General features: G+C 35.5%; 15 protein-coding genes and 1 other RNA gene. 4 read left to right on the top strand and 12 right to left on the bottom strand.

Going from position 1 to position 17,824, the window contains the following annotated elements; genetic code table 11:
• Nucleotides 1-35 precede the first annotated feature (35 nt).
• Complete coding sequence (locus BG05_RS06535) at nucleotides 36-1,001, top strand: DUF4822 domain-containing protein (protein WP_001036744.1); 966 nt, start codon at nucleotides 36-38, stop codon at nucleotides 999-1,001.
• A gap of 269 nt (nucleotides 1,002-1,270) precedes the next feature.
• Here the strand turns inward: BG05_RS06535 and BG05_RS06530 are convergent, their stop codons facing one another.
• Nucleotides 1,271-1,702, bottom strand: a complete 432-nt coding sequence (locus BG05_RS06530) for an Lrp/AsnC family transcriptional regulator (RefSeq protein ID WP_002016035.1) — start codon at nucleotides 1,700-1,702, stop codon at nucleotides 1,271-1,273.
• Between the two features lie 167 nt (nucleotides 1,703-1,869).
• Between BG05_RS06530 and BG05_RS06525 the strand changes: the two genes are divergently transcribed.
• From BG05_RS06525 to BG05_RS06515, 3 genes are all read left to right on the top strand, one after another.
• Nucleotides 1,870-2,451, top strand: coding sequence for a beta-class carbonic anhydrase (locus tag BG05_RS06525; protein WP_002129867.1), 582 nt, complete (start codon nucleotides 1,870-1,872; stop codon nucleotides 2,449-2,451).
• Between the two features lie 31 nt (nucleotides 2,452-2,482).
• Complete coding sequence (gene cynS / locus BG05_RS06520; RefSeq protein ID WP_001081567.1) at nucleotides 2,483-2,932, top strand: cyanase; 450 nt, start codon at nucleotides 2,483-2,485, stop codon at nucleotides 2,930-2,932.
• 127 nt (nucleotides 2,933-3,059) lie between these two features.
• Nucleotides 3,060-4,340, top strand: a complete 1,281-nt coding sequence (locus BG05_RS06515) for a purine/pyrimidine permease (protein ID WP_002184683.1) — start codon at nucleotides 3,060-3,062, stop codon at nucleotides 4,338-4,340.
• Between the two features lie 51 nt (nucleotides 4,341-4,391).
• Here BG05_RS06515 and alo read toward each other — a convergent pair whose 3' ends face one another.
• From alo to BG05_RS06465, 11 genes are all read right to left on the bottom strand, one after another.
• On the bottom strand, nucleotides 4,392-5,930 hold the full coding sequence (alo, locus tag BG05_RS06510) for an anthrolysin O/cereolysin O family cholesterol-dependent cytolysin Alo (protein WP_002016038.1): 1,539 nt from the start codon (nucleotides 5,928-5,930) through the stop codon (nucleotides 4,392-4,394).
• Nucleotides 5,931-6,499: 569 nt separating this feature from the next.
• Complete coding sequence (locus tag BG05_RS06505) at nucleotides 6,500-7,252, bottom strand: iron ABC transporter ATP-binding protein (protein ID WP_000590058.1); 753 nt, start codon at nucleotides 7,250-7,252, stop codon at nucleotides 6,500-6,502.
• Nucleotides 7,249-8,313, bottom strand: a complete 1,065-nt coding sequence (locus BG05_RS06500; protein ID WP_002089519.1) for an iron chelate uptake ABC transporter family permease subunit — start codon at nucleotides 8,311-8,313, stop codon at nucleotides 7,249-7,251. The genes BG05_RS06505 and BG05_RS06500 overlap by 4 nt, the downstream gene beginning before the upstream one ends.
• Nucleotides 8,310-9,326 (bottom strand): ABC transporter permease, encoded by a 1,017-nt coding sequence (locus BG05_RS06495; protein WP_002166486.1) that lies wholly within the window; start codon nucleotides 9,324-9,326, stop codon nucleotides 8,310-8,312. Before BG05_RS06495 ends, BG05_RS06500 begins: the two co-directional genes overlap by 4 nt.
• 19 nt (nucleotides 9,327-9,345) lie before the next feature.
• Entirely contained in the window at nucleotides 9,346-10,359 is a 1,014-nt protein-coding gene (locus tag BG05_RS06490) for a siderophore ABC transporter substrate-binding protein (protein WP_002139176.1), read from the bottom strand.
• 384 nt (nucleotides 10,360-10,743) lie between these two features.
• The gene (locus tag BG05_RS06485; protein WP_003192297.1) at nucleotides 10,744-11,421 is read right to left on the bottom strand and encodes a response regulator transcription factor; all 678 of its coding nucleotides are present in this window, start codon (nucleotides 11,419-11,421) and stop codon (nucleotides 10,744-10,746) included.
• A gap of 879 nt (nucleotides 11,422-12,300) precedes the next feature.
• The gene (locus BG05_RS06480; protein WP_003192299.1) at nucleotides 12,301-12,801 is read right to left on the bottom strand and encodes a GNAT family N-acetyltransferase; all 501 of its coding nucleotides are present in this window, start codon (nucleotides 12,799-12,801) and stop codon (nucleotides 12,301-12,303) included.
• Between the two features lie 456 nt (nucleotides 12,802-13,257).
• Nucleotides 13,258-13,612, bottom strand: a transfer-messenger RNA (tmRNA) gene (gene ssrA, locus BG05_RS29245).
• A gap of 125 nt (nucleotides 13,613-13,737) precedes the next feature.
• On the bottom strand, nucleotides 13,738-14,205 hold the full coding sequence (smpB, locus tag BG05_RS06475; RefSeq protein ID WP_002034685.1) for an SsrA-binding protein: 468 nt from the start codon (nucleotides 14,203-14,205) through the stop codon (nucleotides 13,738-13,740).
• Nucleotides 14,206-14,420: 215 nt separating this feature from the next.
• Complete coding sequence (gene rnr, locus BG05_RS06470) at nucleotides 14,421-16,847, bottom strand: ribonuclease R (RefSeq protein ID WP_407465339.1); 2,427 nt, start codon at nucleotides 16,845-16,847, stop codon at nucleotides 14,421-14,423.
• A gap of 222 nt (nucleotides 16,848-17,069) precedes the next feature.
• Complete coding sequence (locus tag BG05_RS06465; RefSeq protein WP_162836430.1) at nucleotides 17,070-17,810, bottom strand: alpha/beta hydrolase; 741 nt, start codon at nucleotides 17,808-17,810, stop codon at nucleotides 17,070-17,072.
• Between the last annotated feature and the right edge of the window lie 14 nt (nucleotides 17,811-17,824).

Genomic DNA, 17,824 nt, shown 5'->3' with positions numbered 1-17,824 from the left:
ACTAACTAAAATCATACAATAAGGAGACGATAAAAATGAATAAAAAAACAAAAGTACTATCATCCATACTGCTAGGATTCACATTAGCATTAACAGGTTGCGCTGGCACGAAAGCTGAAGAAAATCATAGTAAACAAAAACAAGAACAAGCTGCGAAAGATACTAAAAAGGAAAATAAGTTAACTAAAGGGCAAAAAATGGCTAATATTCTTAGCGAGACAAATTGGCAAGGTACAAGAGTGTATGACAAAGATAAAAATGACTTAACGAAAGAAAATGCAAACTTCATTGGTCTTGCAAAATATGATGCGAAGTCAGGAAGATATGAATTTTTTGATGCTAAGACTGGTGCAAGCCGTGGCGATAAAGGAACTTTCTTTGTCACAAATGATGGGAAGAAAAGAATATTAATTTCAGAATCAATGAAGTATCAAGCTGTTGTTGACATGACAAAGCTAAATAAAAATGTATTTACCTATAAAAGAATGGGGAAAGATGCTAACGGTAAAGATGTAGAAGTTTTCGTTGAACATGTTCCATATAAAGAAAAAGAGCTTTCTTTCACGGATCCGGATAAGCAGCTAAACTCTACTACAGGTGATATCGTTAAAAACGTGGATGGAGATAAAATTTTAGGCGGAACCCTTTGGCATGGAACAAAGGTATTAGATGAAGCCGGTAATGATGTAACGCAGTTTAATTCGAATTTTATAAGTCTAGCAAAATTTGATGACAAGTCTAATAAATACGAGTTCTTCAATAGCGAAACAGGTCAAAGCCGCGGTGATTATGGCTACTTCGATGTTGTACATGAAAATAAAATAAGAGCTCATGTTTCAATTGGAAATAATAAATATGGTGCGGCTCTTGAACTTACTGAACTGAATAATAAGAAATTTACGTATAAAAGAACTGGTAAAGACCAAGCGGGTAAAGACATAACTATATTCGTTGAACATGAGCCTTATAAAGGTGATATAAAACCACAATTTAGCTTTTAAAAACGTTTGATTACAAATTCTGTACTGAGCTGCAGGATTTTTTTAAAGAAAAATCATTTATGATTCCCTTGAAAAAAATTGTCTTATATCCCCCTCAACAATTCAGCACGATTATTGAATATAATATCTCTCATTTTTTTAACAGCTTTAAAAAGCCTTACTACACATAAATTGTAGTAAGGCTCCGACTATTTAAGATAAAAATTTTATTATCTCTATACAAATAAGGTTTAGCAAATAATGTTACTATAACCTCAAAAAAAGAAATCTTATTTTAACTTTCCTATTGATAAGTTAACACGATAATTCCCATACTTTAATAGTCGCCCCAGAAAGTTATCCAATTCTTCATTAGAAGCAAAATGTGTTTTTAATAAATAACATCCCTCACCACTTATACGGTCTACTTCAGAAATCCCTTCTTCTTTTTGAAAGAAATTCATAAACTCTTGATGATTAGCTGTTGTTACGAATAAAGTAACAAATGCAGTCACTACTTGTCCTAATTTGATTCGGTTTATTGCGATTGTATATTGTTCAATAATCCCTAAATCCTCTAATCTTCGAATTCGATTTCCTACAGCCTGCCCTGTCATATGTATTTTTTGACCAAGTTCTTTCCATTGTATTCTTGAGTTTTCTCCTAATAATTTCAGTATCTCAAAATCTGTTTGATCAATGATATAAACCAATCCTTTCATCGTGAAAGTAGAAAGCCAGAAAGTGTTTCGCCAACTTATTCTGCTTGTCGATACAATTCACTATACTTAGTTTATCCTCTTACATCACATTGTTTATCAGTTATATTTACTTATAACACAGAGGACGCAACAAAAAAATACATCTAGATTTAAAGGAGGTTACAAATATGTTATTACAAGAGATTTTATCGTTCAATGAACAATTTGTAGAAAATAAAGAATACGCTCCTCGTGAAGCGACAAAACTGCCTAAAAAACGTATGGTTGTTGTTTCTTGCATGGACGCTCGTTTAATTGAGCTACTTCCAAAAGCTTTAGATATACACGATGGTGATGCAAAAGTTATCAGAAATGCAGGTGGTAAAATTGCTTCTGCTTTCGATAGTGTTATGCAAAGTGTTGTCGCATCAGTATATGATCTAAATGCAGATGAAATCTTCCTTATCGGACACCAAAGATGTGGTGCGAGCCAAACTAATCCAAAAGGAACACTTCAAAAAATATTAGATCGTGGAGTAGCTTCACCAGAAATTTTATCAGCGATTGAATATGCTGGTGTTGACCTTGAAAAATGGTTATTTGGATTCGATGATGTCAACGGTTCAACTCAAGCTAATGTTGATTTAGTAAGAAATCATCCACTTATTCCAAAAGATGTTCCTGTACATGGTTTAGTTATTGATCCTCACACAGGTAAATTAGATTTAATAGTTGATGGATATAAAGCATTAAATGGTATGAAAAATTAATTATTACTTAAATGAAGGGAAGTTATTAGATATGAATAGACAAGAAGCTACGCAAAAAATTATGGAAGCAAAAATTGCAAAAGGTTTAACATGGGAAGAAATTTCAAAAGTAAGTGAAAACTCTGAGACTTGGGTTGTAACAGCGTTATTAGGACAAGCTACAATGACACGTCCGGAAGCAGAAAAAATTGGTAAACTATTAGAATTAGATGAAGAAGTAGTTCAGGCATTAACAGTAGTTCCACTTCGAGGTCAAGTAATGCAAATGCCTCCTACTGACCCAATCTTATATCGATTATATGAAATGATGTTACAATACGCACCGACTCTTAGAGAATTAATCCTAGAAAAAGCTGGCGAAGGTGTAATGAGTGCAATTAACTTCAATCTAGGTGTGGACACACAAGAAGATCCAAAAGGTGGCGACCCTCGTATCGTGATTACACTTAACGGGAAATTCTTACCGTTCCGTACATGGTAATTAATTAAAAATCTATCTATATAATTAAAGTGATTTTATAGATTTATAAAATCCATCCTTTTTAATCTAGCTGTATAGAAAGGATGGATTTTTACTATGAGATTCTTTTTATACAAGGGAGAATAATATGAATAAAAAATACGTCGATACGAGCTTTAGTATTCTACAGTGGTTTGTGTTTTTATTAGCAAATGCAATTGCATTGCCTATCATTATTGGTGGCATATTCCATTTATCAATAGAAGATATCTCAACATTAATGCAACGAACTTTTTTAGTTGTAGGAGTAAGTTCATTTATACAAGCATGGTTTGGGCATCGCTATCCCATAGCGGATGGGCCAGCCGGTTCATGGGTAAGTATATTTGTCATATTGGGACAAGTCGCTATGCATCAGGGACAAAGTGCAAAGGATGTATTACAACTTTTAGAAGGTGGATTAATTATTGCAGGTATATTACTCTTCCTCCTTGGTATAACAGGGCTTGTTCATCGAATTCTACGTTTATTTACACCCTTGGTTACAGGCACTTTTCTTTTAATATTATCTCTTCAGCTTAGTGGTGTGTTACTAAAAGGAATGATGGGATTACAAGGAGCTGTAACTCATCCTGATTATACAACGGCTACTATTGCGCTCTTTGTTTTTGCCCTTATTACTTTCTTATCAATTAAAGGGAAAGGATGGATGAAAAGTTACGCTGTGTTACTTGGCATTTCATGTGGTTGGCTTTTGTATGCTGTATTAGGAAAATCATCTCATATACCTTCACACACACCGTTAGTTAAGTTACCAGAGATATTCGCTTGGGGCATGCCTAGATTAGATATTGGAATGGCTCTAACTGCAACTTTATTTACATTTCTTTTAGTTGCAAATACAATCGCTGCTATTTCGGCTGTAAAACAAGTGGCTCCGTTATCTAAAGAAAATGAAAAGCAAATACTGAACCGCGGCGTGTGGGCCGGAGGTATATCGCATATTATCTCGTCGTTGTTTTCTACAATTGGAATTGTACCATTACCTGCATCAGCAGGATTTATTCAACTAACAGGACAAAGAAAAATGAAGTCGTTCCTTATAGCAAGTCTTATATTAGCAGGAATTTCTTTTATTCCTTCAATTGTAAACTTTATATCCTTGCTACCAGGTCCTATTGCTAATGCCGCACTTTTAGCAACATTTGTCCAAGTAATAGGCATTTCATTTCAATCCATTTTACGTGAAGAATTAAATCAACGCCGATTAACAATATTAGGAATTTCATTATTAATCAGTTTGGGAATAATGTTTCTTCCAGAAAGTGCATTTAGCGGAATTCCTTCTTCCTTACAATATGTTTTAAGTAATGGATTACTTGTGGGTACCATGCTTGTCATTCTATTGGAACAGTTTTGGAAAGAGTAAAATTTGTGACTAAGTAAAAAAGCGCCCTGCTTACAGGGCGCCTTTTTATACCTAATGACTAATACTAGCAGTTGGGTATAATGTTGTTCCTCCAATTGAAACTTTTATTTCATTTGTTAATGGAACATTTTGTTCATTAATAATTGTTCTCCACCATTCCCATGCAAGACCAGTACATTCTCTTGCTACGATTTTTATATTTTTTGAATTTGGTGGAAGAGGGATAACTGTAGAGTAATGAGCCGTTTTGTCTTTGCCGCTACCATCCCATGTTTTATGTGTTAGTACTTCTTTACCATTTTGATCAAATGTGAATTCATCCCAAGATACATCAAATTGCGCAACGTAAGCACCGTAATGATCCAGTGTCATTTTAGCACTTGAATATTCTGTAGTTGTCGTCTCGATATAATCTGTATTGTTATGAACAGCAGCAGTTGCATTATCTTTTAAAAAAGTACTTGTATATGAAATTGGGTATGCTGGATTTTTAAGACTTAATTCAGCATTATCTTTAATGATATTTCGGATTTCATTGAAATCTTTAGTAACAACCTTGTTATGCTCTTTCGCATCTCCGCCTAATACTACAGCAGTAAAAGTACTTTCTTCAAAAATATCTTTGTACTGTCCATTCGTTTCGACGCTGTTATTCTTAAGTAAGGCTTTAAAAGCAGCTTGTACATCTTTGCTCTTAGATGTTGTTTCTAATTTTACATAAACAGTTCTACCATAAGCTACATTTGAGACCATAACAGGTGGGGCCGAATTACTTACACCTTTACGAGTTAACTCACCAAAAGTAACACTATTATCAAAAAGATCGGATGGATTGTTAGGTAGTTCAGCACTTACGGTATAAAATATTTGCTTATATGCCGCTACCATCACTTTTTTCTCTCCATTTGCAACCGCATTAAAATCAATGTTTAGACTGTTATCAAGATATTTAGCGTTAACGTTAAGGGCACTTGCGATTTGTGATTTACTATAAACCATAGATTCTGTATACTGCATTCTTGCAGGTAACGTATGTGTTTTAGAATACTTTTCATTCCAAGTAGATACTAAATCATCTACTGCTCCAGCCACATTACCATATGTCGGATTTTGGACAGTTATTGTATTTTCTTTTCTCATGCCAGGTAAGTCTATACTAATATTCAAAGGCTTTCTCTTAGCCACTAATAAACTCGGTTGATTGTCTGCAAAAGCTTTATTTGCAAGTTGTACCGCTCCTGGATACGTACGATTCACCACAGAATCAATAATCGAAATATCGACTGGTGAAGTTGTAAGTGATTTTTTCTCGCGTTCCACTACTACAAATTTACCATTTGAATTGATACTTTCTTTCGGAACAAAACTCTCTACCTTATCACCATTTACAGCTAAAACCTCTTGATTATTATATTTAAGATTTGCTATACCAGTATCAATGCCACTAGCATTTTTGGTTACATCAGTTGTATTACCTGCTTGTGTTTCTGCGAAGGAAATAGATGAATAATTAATAGTGCATAGACTAACTAATAAACACGCAAGGAACTTTCTTCTTTTAGTGTTTTTCTTAATATTCAGAAAAATCACCCCGTTCTTTTTTTAGTAAGATATGATAATGATTGATAAATGATAGCTAACTAATAAACCTACATAAATGCTTTCAAAAGTTCTTGAATTAACGGGATTACGCCACCTACAAATTTCAAAACTGCCATTGCGATTTCCATATTATTTCCTCCTTTTTTATTGCTACGAAAATGTGATTTATCTTTATGCCCTCATTATAGTGACCCCTTACACTTTTATCAATACACTCTTATATGCAATATTACATACAAAAAAAACAAGCTGAATTCTTATAAAAAGTTATACAGAGATAAATTTTTCATTTGGTAAATACTTGAAAATACGAAGCGTTCCTTTGCATTTCATGAGTAATTTACAAGTTTATTGTTGGAAGCATCGCAGGACCGGAAGTAATGAAATACATGCAGGACTGTTACGAGCAGCCAGAAATATTAAGAGTTATCATGGGCAACCGCATTAAAAAAAGCTGCTGCCTATAAAATACAGACAGCAACTTCAACTAGAGTAGCTGGCATGATTTACACAAGCTACAGTATTTTTTTGACATACTCATTTTTCACATTTTGTAACTAATAAACAGCGATTGGCCCATAAGGACCATTGATAATTTCAATTTTCGTTTCAAAAATATCTGTTAAAATTGTTGGGTCCATAACCTCTTCTACTGTTCCAAAAGCAGCAATTTGTCCATCCTTCATAGCACAAATTTTATCCGAATATTTGGCTGCAAAATTTATGTCATGCATAACAGTCAAAATTGTTCTTCCAAATTCATTAGCTGCACGTCTCAAATGCTCCATCATTTGAACAGAACGAGCAACATCAAGGTTGTTCAGAGGCTCGTCCAAAAGTACATATTCAGTCTCTTGGCACAATACCATCGCTACATATGCCCTTTGTCTTTGACCACCAGAAAGCTCATCTAAATATCTATTCTCTAAATTGGTTAAATCTAGAAAATCGATATATTTAGAAATAATAGCTTCATCCTCTTTAGTTAATCTTCCCTTTGAATAAGGAAAGCGCCCAAATCCAACTAATTGTCTAACAGTAAGCCTAGTTACAAAATGATTCTCTTGTCGCAATATAGTCAAAACTTTTGCTAAGTCTTTTGATTTGGATTCAGAAACATCCATATTTGCTACCTGAATTTGACCTTCATCCATATCTAAAAGTCTTCCAATCATCAATAGTGTCGTTGACTTTCCAGCGCCATTTGGTCCAATTAAAGAAGTAAAGCCCGCTTTTGGTATTTCAATATCCAAAGGTCCTATTTTCACCTTATCAGTATAGAACTTTTTAACATTATCAATTTTTATCATAAAGCCCTCTTCCTTAAAACTATAGTTAAGAATATTATTCCACCAAATAATTCAATAATAACTGAAACTACACCTTGAGCATGGAATACATGATACATTAAAAAGTATGCACTCGTCATTATCAAAAATCCTATTGCAAAAGCCATTGGAAAAATATATCTATGATCATAAGTTGACGCCGCCTGATAACTCAAAGTTGCTACTAAAAAGCCGTAGAAAGTAAGTGGCCCAATTAGAGCTGTTGAAATGGACATCAAAATAGCAACTAATACAAGCGTATAAATTACACTAGGTTGATATTTAACTCCAAAAGAAGTAGCAACATCCTTTCCTAGTGACAAAACATTCAAATTCTTAGAATGAGCAAAAATTAATACTGCTACAATTATGATCATAGGAATTACAATAGGAAAATATGCAGGATCTGCGTGATTAACAGAACCAAATAATTTCGCTTGTAAAATATCAAACTCTGAAGGCGCAAGTAGCTTTCTCATAAAAGTTGACACAGAATTTAGTCCGGTACCAATAATAATTCCAACTAAAAGCATAAGTTGTAAATTCCCGTATTTACCGGAAAGTAACCATCCATAAAGTATCAAACTCATGAAGACCATAACAACAACTTGGAATACAAACGATCCAATTCCATTAAAGTTTATTAATGCACTAGCACCAAAGAAGAATATTGTACTCGTATGAATTGCTGAATAAAGTGATTCGAAACCTAAAAGCGAAGGAGTAATAATCTTATTGTTCGTAATAGATTGGAAAGCAACTGTCGACAAGCTATGGCAAACTGCAGCAATAATCATCGCAACAATGGCTATTATCCTTCTCTTAACAACTGGGATAAAAGAAGGTGAATCTATCGGAACTGGATTGTTATAAACTAAAAGTCCATATGAAGAAAGGAGACCTAAAGCGATCAATGTTATCAGTACAATCCAATAACGTCTTGCTTCCTTCTTAGAACGAAAAGCGCTAGCTGATCTACTTTCATTATGAAGGCTAGAATCGATTTCGACATTTTCTTTATTTCTATAGTCTAATGTGATCATCGCAGCCTCCTTGGTTTTCTTTTTCTCAATAAAATAGTAATAAATACGACTGCTCCCACTGTTGCAAGTATTAAAGAAACAGGTACTTCAAAAGGCTTTATAATTGTTCGAGAAATGATGTCACAGGCAGTTATTGTCCCCATTCCGATTACACATACCCAAGGTAAATTACTCCTAAGATCATCTCCCCTAAACATTGAAACAATGTTTGGAACAATTAATCCCAAGAAAGGTAAGTTTCCAATAACAGCTGCAACAATTCCAACTGCAACAGAGATAAGGCCAGTCCCAAAAAGAACAATTCTATTGTAATTAACTCCAAGGCTTGTTGCGACATCTTCTCCTAGTCCAGCTAAAGTCAATCTATTAGCATACATAAAAATAAGCAAAGTAACGATAACAATCAGCCATAAATATTCATATCTTCCCACCTGAACGGTAGCAAATGAACCTACGAACCAAGTTTCAATACTTTGCGTCATTTGAAAAAGGAGTCCCAAAAAAGTAGACACTGCAGAAATAACTGCTCCAAGCATCAATCCAATAATCGGGACAATTAAAGACGAACGAAGTTTAACTCTTCTTAAAAATAGAAAGAAAATCATAGTTCCTATAAAAGAAAAAATGATTGCACCAGTCATTCTTTGAACTAACGTCGGGGCAGGAAATAATAAATATACAAAAAGCAGGCCTAAGCCTGACCATTCAATAGTCCCCGTTGTAGTAGGTTCAACAAAACGATTCTGTGTAATTAGTTGCATTACGAGCCCTGCCATCGCCATTGCAGCTCCAGTAAGCATTAATGCAACTGTTCTCGGAACACGAGTTATGAAAAACATCTCCATTCCGTCCTCTTGTCCACGTATATCATAAACTCCAGTAAACAGTGATATAATCCCTAAAATTATAACAACTATAATCGCTATTATAAAAGGTTTTGTCCATATTTTATTGTGATTATAAAACTGGGGTTGAGAAATATTCTCAACCCTAGAAATCATATTTTTTGACACTGTTTCGTACTCCTTTACACTACTTAGCTAAAGTTTTTGCGATATTTCCAAATAACTCTATATAAGTCTCAATTGATTCATTTGTGTAAGTATCTGCTGGTGCATAAACAATTTGTTTTTTAGAAACAGCAGTTGTGTTTTGAAGAGCAGGTGATTTAGAAATAACATCTTGAGCAGGAGCTGAAGTAGCAGCATCAGATGTTGCAGCATCACGATCTAATACGAAAAGCCAATCAGGATTTGTTTGTGCAATAGCTTCAACAGAAACGTCATCACCTTTATGACCTGCAGTAGAATTAGACACTTCTAGTGCTGGAGTCCAACCGAAAATCTCATACATTGGTCCCCAAACGCGACCAGAGTGAGGAGCAGCAAAACCAATATTCCCACCAGTAACGATAACACTCATAACTTTATCTTTTCCATTATAAGCAGATTTTACATTTTCAATAGATTTATCAAAATCAGCTACTAATTTTTTAGCTTCTTTATCTTTATCAAAGATTTTTCCTAGAGAAATTGTAGAATCTTTAAGTCCTTTTACTAAGTTTTCTCCAGGCTTAGTAGCTTTCTCAGAAACATCAACATTAAGATCAATAACAGCCGCATTTGGCACTAATTTTTTGATTTCTTCGTAATGGCCAGCAAATCTTTGACCAACGATTACAAGTTCAGGGTTTGCCGCTGCAATAATTTCAAGATTTGGTTCGCGGTGATTTCCAATATTTTGAACTTTACTATCCTTTACATATGCTGAATCTGCAGGCATTACATCCTTTGGAGCAGCCGCTAATTTAATTCCCCAATCAGCTAAAGTTTCAAAAGTTCTATTATCTAAAGCAACTACATTTTTTGGATTTACAGGGACTTTAACAGTTCCATGTGCATCAGTGATTTCAACCGTTTTTGGCTTATCACTACTATCACCTTTATTAGCTTTCGAAGTTTCCTTACTTGAATCTGAGCAAGCTACTAACATTAAAGTGAAAATTGCTAGAATACTTACTAATTTTAAAAGCATAGTTTTTTTCATACGTATACTCCTTATTATGTAATTTAGTTCGAAAATGATAAAGTCCATAGATTAAATTAGATAGTAACTTTTATGCATCTAAATTGCTATTGATAATCATTTTCATTTGAACATCCTGTAAATAAGTATAGTCATTAATTCTGTGAAAATCTTGTGAATGGTGTGAGTTAACAAAATTAAAAACAAATTAGATACAGTCTCCACCAGATCCATCCCCCACACGTACTAACTGATAGATTAGCACCTTATAAACCATGATTTCTACTGCAAAAAAGGGCCCATTAATAGCTAATTTTTTCATATTCCACTATCTGATAGCAATCTTCTTTTTATAGTTTCCGTCTTTTAATATTTCACAGAAACTATTTTATTATCTTATTTTTATCATTCAACCATTGAATAGCCCCTGCCATGTATCGTTTGAATATATCTATCTCTCTTCTCGCACTTTAATTTTTTTCTTACATACCCAATATATAAATCCACTACATTGGGATTGACTACTACGTTATATCCCCAAACCTGGTTCAAAAGCATTTCACGGCTCAATATTGTGTTTTTATTCTTGATTAAAAATACAAGTAAATCGTATTCGCGCTTAGTAAGCGTGAGATTTTTACCACCTTTTTTCACAATATTGCTAGATGCATCAACAAAGAGATCTTTAAACTGAAAAAAGTTTGTCTCATTTTGCTGGATACAGTCACTTCTCCTTAAAATAGCTTGAACCCTCGCTACTAATTCTTCTTTCACAAATGGTTTTCTAATATAATCATCTGCTCCTGCTTGTAGCCCTGCTATACAATCCTTGCTAGAAATATTGTCGGTCACAATAATTATCGGTGTCGTTTTAACAAGTCGTATTTGTCTGCAAATTTCTGGTCCCGATATACTTAATGAATCCCAATCCAATATGATAATATCCCAATCTTGTTCATATACTATATTTAAACCTTGGTTTTCATTGTGAAGTTTTAAAATGAAATAGCCCTCTTGCGTTAGACCGCTTACTATTTTCTTTGCAAAAGACCGTTCATTCTTAATTACTAACACCTGCTTCACCGATGGTTCACCTCTACTTCAATATAACTTAGTTGGATAAAAAGTTATCTCCAAAAAATAATTTAAGATTTATAAATATTAAATCCCTAAAAAAAGCCATTATAACAGCTTATTAGGAGAACTCTATATAATCTTACAATAGATATGGATAAAAACACAAAATATATGAAGATTTAAATACATATTATTTAATCATTAAGAGCAACTATATTATCTAGCTGCTTATTATCAATAACTATTCCCTCAGTTTCTGTTTCAAGGGTACCGTCCTCAACTTAAGCATTTTATAAAACCACAAAATGAAAAAACGGTATTCTTTCTATTTTTCTACTTATAAATACTTGTGTAGAAGTGATTTTATTATTGTTTATTTTAGATAAAATTGTGATCGTTAGGGGATAACACACACAAGATGCATTGAGAATGGAATTGAAAGAACCGAAGAATTAAATACATTCTAATTTTAGAACCATAACCTCGCCAACCTGGCAAAGTTATGGTTCTTTTTGTGACTTTACCCATAAAGTTGCCGCTAAAGGAAGCATATCTTTGCCGTGGATTAATTATTAACCCATAAGCTTGCCGTGAATACTGTTGGTTTGTAATAAAGTTTGATTAAAAGCATGCTACAAAAATTGATTTTTCAACAGAAGAAACCCAAACATTTTGAAAAAAGTTTGATCAAAATGCTTGGGTTATTTGTTGCTAGTGAATAATTTTTTATAAAAAGTTTAATCATTTTTCTATCTGTGTTTGCTCAACAATCGCGTCCGATTACTAAAGATCATTATTCAAACCTTATTGAAGAAAAGCACCCGTTGGTTAAACAACAGAAGGTTTCTTAGTCAAGAACCGCTCCAATAGTATTACGGTATTAAATTACCTATCATAAGATTCGAGCTTCAAAATAAATTCTTCAACATCCTTGCCTCTTGCGTTGGAAAAACCCTTATCTTCAGAGATGATTTTAAACCTGCATTTTTCCAATACCCTAATGGAGGCGAGGTTATCTTTAGCGGCACGAGCATAGAGCGGGCGTACCTTAATATACTCCAGAAACTCTGACAACGCTTTAGTTGCAATACCATGACCCCAGTATTCCTTCCCAATCCAGTAGCTTACTTCGGGTTCGCAGAACTGTTCAAAGTTCGAGACGTGTCCAGTGACAATGCCATTGAATAATATAGTCTTAATTGTGATAGTCTCGTCAGCGATAATTTTTTTCCAATGGTCAAAAAATGCGTCCTTATCAGTGGGATCTTTAGCTGTACAGGCAGCCATATAGTTCGCCGTTGAATCTAGTTGTTGTTCGAAAAAGATAGGAAGATCTTCCTCTGTGATATCTCGTAGCTTCACTTCGCTTTTGCTAATGGATTCCATATAATTCACAAGCTCCTTAACATATTTTTGAATATAAATTCTTCCAAGTTTAGAGAAATTCCTTCTTCAACTAACCTGCCACTTAGCTTAAGTACGTTTCTTCATAATATTCTCTATATTCTTTAACAGAAATATCTAATTTTCTTATTAAGTGTTATTCCACAAAATGGCCCTTTAGTTGAGTAACTTTATTGCTACTCAACAGTTCCTTAATCCGTCTTTCAGTTCAAATCTTCTTTTCACTATAAAAACACCCCTTTAGATAAACAGATCCAAAGGGAGAAAACATCGCGTCTTTTTTATAAACATCGTGACTTTATTTAAAAGCGACATTAAAAATATTCTTCAAATCCTGGAAGCATAAGTTTGCCGCAAACAAAAAGAACCATAAGCTTGCCGGAACGGCAAACTTATGGTTCATATCACATACAAAATAAAAAACCACCAAATATGTATTGGTGGAGACGGTGGGAGTCGAACCCACGTCCAAAAATATCGGCACTTAAGCTTCTACGAGTGTAGTCGATATATTAGCATTTCGCGAACTCTTCGGCCTATCGACAGGCTTCCAAGTTGCTAGTCTGATTGTTCTCTTCCTTCGCCCTCAGACGGCGAACTCCGGCGTAGTCCACTTAGTTTGAGTCCCTTACCCTACCACATGGACGATGGAGGGAGGAACCTTTAGTGCAATTAAGCAGCTAAAGAAAGATTGTTTTGTTTGCCAATTATAGGCTTTGACGTTTTAACGAGGCCGATCCCCTCGACTCGCAACCTAAGCTCGAACTATCCCTGTCGAATCCGTAACGTCCCCATGATAAAAATGGAGCATACGAAGAAATATCGTGATAGCTACTAAGAGCTGTTTTTCAATGTGCAACAATCTTACATAAGTTATTATATCATACGCGCGCCGTTTTACAAATGTAAATATCTGTATTACATCTTTTGACGATCACGGAACACGCGTGCAATTTCACGTTTAGCTTCTTTCTCTTTTAAATCGTGACGCTTATCATATTGCTTCTTACCTTTTGCTAAACCAAGTGCCATTTTCGCAAATCCATTTTTCAAATAGATTCTAACTGGAACTAATGCATATCCTGTTTCTTTTGCGTAACCTGCTAGCTTATCAATTTCTTTTTTATGAAGAAGTAACTTCCTTGTACGTAGCGGATCGTGATTGAAACGATTCCCTTGTTCATATGTATTAATATGCATATTATGAACCCATACTTCACCGTTATGTATACGTGCAAACGCATCTTTCAAGTTCACGCGTCCAGCGCGAATCGACTTAATTTCCGTTCCTTGAAGGACAAGCCCTACTTCGTATGTTTCTTCGATGAAATAATCATGAAATGCCTTTTTATTTTGCGCAATAACCTTACCTGTACCTTTTGGCATATAACGTCCCTCCTCTATTTTTACTATTGTAACAAATGTAAACCAAAAGCGAAAGTGGCTCGCTCAGAATCTTTGGACATTGGAGCTCCCGACAGAGAAGCGCTTTTTGCTTCGTCCGAGGGAGCGAAATGACCCATAGATTCTAGCCACTGTAGCTGGATTCAATAAAAAGCGAAAGTGGCTCGCTCAGAATGTAAGGCGAAGCCACTCTTTTCTTACTTGCGCTTTTTCTTTTTCTTCTTGAATCCTGGTACATTTTCAAAGAATCCTTTTTTCTTCTTACCATTACCATTACTATTACCATCTTTTTTCCCTGGCTGACTAGCGGATGTGGATGCAGATGCAGATGCTTTTCCTTTTCCTTGTCCACCACGATCAAACTTTCTTCCTGTGCCGCGTTCACCACCGCGCTCATTACTACGTTCGCTACGTCCACCGCGTTTCTTTCTGCCTGTTCTTGGCTGTTCAATCACAACTGGACGATCTTTGAACTTACGACGAGGTGTGCCTTTCATGCCAACGATTTCAAAGTCGATTGCACGCTCGTCTTTATTTACGTTAATAACACGAATTGTAATTTCGTCACCGATGCGGAATACGTTACCTGTACGTTCTCCGATCATCGCAAAATGTTTTTCGTCATAACGGTAGTAATCATCTGTTAAATAGCTAACGTGTACAAGACCTTCAATTGTATTTGGAAGCTCTACGAATAAACCGAAGTTTGTTACAGAGCTAATCATACCGTCATACTCTTCACCGATCTTATCGACCATATACTCTGCTTTTTTCATTTCGTCTGTTTCACGCTCTGCTTCAACAGCACGGCGTTCCATATTAGAAGAGTGCTCTGCAATCTCAGGTAAGTTTTCACGCCATTTCGCTTGCGTTTCGTTGTCTATTTTACCATTAATGATGTATTCACGAATCAATCTATGAACAATCGTATCTGGGTAACGACGAATTGGCGATGTGAAATGCGTGTAGAACTCAGTTGATAAACCAAAATGTCCTAAGCTGTTCGAATCGTAACGTGCTTGCTTCATAGAACGAAGCATAACTGTTGAAATGACTATTTCTTCCGGCTGACCTTGAACCATTTCAAGAATTTGCTGCAATGCACGAGGGTGTATTTCATTCGCACGTCCCTTTACTGCATATCCGAAGTTTGTTACAAACTCGAAGAAACGCTCAAGCTTATCTTCTTTCGGATCTTCATGGACACGGTACATAAACGGTACGTTCATCCAGTGGAAATGCTCCGCTACTGTTTCGTTCGCAACAAGCATAAACTCTTCAATTAACTTCTCTGATACAGAACGATCACGCATTACAACATCAGTCGGTTTTCCTTCTTCATCTACTAGTACTTTCGCTTCTTTAAAGTCAAAGTCAATCGCACCACGGCGCATACGTTTTTCACGTAAAATTTGTGCTAACTGCCCCATTTCTTTAAACATTGGTACTAGCGGCTCGTAACGTTCAATTAGTGCTTCGTCTTCATCTTCTAAAATGCTTCTTACGTCAGCATACGTCATACGCTCTGTCGTTTTAATTACACTTTGGAAAATCTCGTGTTTTACAACATCACCTAGATTGTTGATTTCCATTTCACAAGATAGTGTCAGACGGTCTACTTTCGGATTTAATGAACAAATACCGTTTGATAAACGATGCGGAATCATCGGAATTACACGGTCTACAAGATATACACTCGTTGCTCTCTCTGCTGCTTCAACATCAATTGGAGAACCTTCTTGAACGTAATGACTTACATCCGCAATATGAACGCCAAGCTTATAGTTACCGTTCTCAAGCTTCGTTACTGTAACAGCGTCATCTAAGTCTTTTGCATCCGCACCATCAATTGTAACAATCATTTGATCACGTAAATCACGACGATCTTTTATATCTTCTTCTGAAATCGTTTCTGGTACACTGTTTGCATGCTCCATCACTTCTTCAGGGAATGCTAAAGGTAAATGATGTTTATGAATGACAGATAAAATATCTACTCCTGGGTCATTTTTATGACCTAGAATTTGAATAACTTCACCTTCTGCGCTTAAACGGTTCTCTGGGTAGCCCGTAATTTTCACAACTACTTTATGGCCTTCTACAGCGCCCATAGATGCACTTTTCAAGATAAAAATGTCACTTGTCCAGCGTTTATTATCAGGTATAACAAATCCAAAGTTCTTTGACTCTGTATATGTACCAACTAGTTCCTTCGTTCCACGCTCTAAAATACGAACAATCGCGCCTTCTTGGCGTGATCCACTTGATTGTGCGCTAACACGTGCTAATACTGTATCACCATGAAGTGCACCATTTAATTCTGTCGGCGGGATGAAAAGATCATCATCTCCTGTTTTCTTCTCTTCTGGAACGACGAACGCAAAACCACGTGCGTGCCCAATTAATTTACCGCGTACTAAATTCATTTTTTCTGGAAGACCGTAGCGGTTACTACGTGTGCGGATAACAAGCCCCTTCTCTTCCATCATTACAAGTGCCTTTACGAAATCTTTAAAGCCCTCAGAGCCTTCGATTCCAAATGCCGATTCTAATTCTTGTATCGTTAACGGTTTATACGCTTCTTCCCTCATAAATAATAACAACTTATCAATATGTTCTTGCATGATTTCTTCCAAGCAGAAATACCTCCTTTAAACCCTTATATTATTTAGTGTATCCGAAAGATGGGGGATGTATAAAGTGAAACTTTAATCATCTCCCAATGATTTTTTACAGCTTTCATAAAGTATAACTTTAACCAGTGGTTTTTTGTCCGTCCCCACTGATTATTAGCCCACAAATAGCGGGATAAAAATTCCCTTATGAAAAAAAGAGGCAACTAGACCTTACCAATCTAGTTGCTCCAAGAAGTTATATACATCCTCATGTAGCACATCACGTTCTTTATCAAGTGTAATGACATGCGTAGAGTCTTCATACCATTTAATGTCTTTTAACGTAGATTCTACACCGTTATAAATAATGTTAGCACTATCTGTATTAATCATCTCATCATGACGTGCTTGTACAACGAATGTTGGAGCATAAATCATATCAACATTATTGCGTACGTCACGAATCAACTCCTGTAATGCTTTTAATGTATTCATTGGTGTCTGTTTAAATTCAAACATTTCCTGCTCAATTCGTTCTGGTGATTTTTGCTCACGCTTTTTATATTCGCGGGCATATGCCAATATACCTTGGTACATAATTTCTTCACTTTTAATGTACATCGGTGCACACATTGGTACAACACCTAAAATCGGTAATGTATAAGCAAGTTTTAATGAGAATACTCCGCCTAATGATAATCCAACCGCAGCTATTTTCTCGTAACCTTGATCTTTTAAATGCTGGTAGGCATTCATTACATCTTTCCACCAGTCTTCAGGGCCTGTATGAACAAGCTCTTCTGGTGGTACACCGTGTCCTTTGTAAATTGGCGCATGACAAGTATAGCCTTTCTTCTCTAAGAAACGCCCTAGCATGCGTACGTCAGCTGAGTTCCCTGTGAATCCATGTAATAATAAAACAGCGCGGTCTCCACCTTCAAATGTAAATGGTTTCGGAGATGCTAATTTCATCATGTACTTCTCCT

It is taken from the genome of Bacillus mycoides (assembly GCF_000832605.1).
Taxonomy (GTDB): domain Bacteria; phylum Bacillota; class Bacilli; order Bacillales; family Bacillaceae_G; genus Bacillus_A; species Bacillus_A mycoides.
The sequence above is the reverse complement of the archived record's forward strand: the minus strand, read 5'-3'. Positions and strand labels throughout refer to the sequence as shown.

What these genes read in the sequence shown, in the direction of transcription:
- BG05_RS06505 (WP_000590058.1), bottom strand. Translation starts at nt 7,252, where the DNA reads ATGATAAAAATTGATAATGTTAAAAAGTTCTATACTGATAAGGTGAAA.
- BG05_RS06500 (WP_002089519.1), bottom strand. Translation starts at nt 8,313, where the DNA reads ATGATCACATTAGACTATAGAAATAAAGAAAATGTCGAAATCGATTCT.
- rnr (WP_407465339.1), bottom strand. Translation starts at nt 16,847, where the DNA reads ATGCAAGAACATATTGATAAGTTGTTATTATTTATGAGGGAAGAAGCG.
- BG05_RS06535 (WP_001036744.1), top strand. Translation starts at nt 36, where the DNA reads ATGAATAAAAAAACAAAAGTACTATCATCCATACTGCTAGGATTCACA.
- BG05_RS06515 (WP_002184683.1), top strand. Translation starts at nt 3,060, where the DNA reads ATGAATAAAAAATACGTCGATACGAGCTTTAGTATTCTACAGTGGTTT.
- BG05_RS06490 (WP_002139176.1), bottom strand. Translation starts at nt 10,359, where the DNA reads ATGAAAAAAACTATGCTTTTAAAATTAGTAAGTATTCTAGCAATTTTC.
- BG05_RS06480 (WP_003192299.1), bottom strand. Translation starts at nt 12,801, where the DNA reads ATGGAATCCATTAGCAAAAGCGAAGTGAAGCTACGAGATATCACAGAG.
- cynS (WP_001081567.1), top strand. Translation starts at nt 2,483, where the DNA reads ATGAATAGACAAGAAGCTACGCAAAAAATTATGGAAGCAAAAATTGCA.
- BG05_RS06465 (WP_162836430.1), bottom strand. Translation starts at nt 17,810, where the DNA reads ATGAAATTAGCATCTCCGAAACCATTTACATTTGAAGGTGGAGACCGC.
- BG05_RS06530 (WP_002016035.1), bottom strand. Translation starts at nt 1,702, where the DNA reads ATGAAAGGATTGGTTTATATCATTGATCAAACAGATTTTGAGATACTG.
- smpB (WP_002034685.1), bottom strand. Translation starts at nt 14,205, where the DNA reads ATGCCAAAAGGTACAGGTAAGGTTATTGCGCAAAATAAAAAGGCATTT.
- BG05_RS06525 (WP_002129867.1), top strand. Translation starts at nt 1,870, where the DNA reads ATGTTATTACAAGAGATTTTATCGTTCAATGAACAATTTGTAGAAAAT.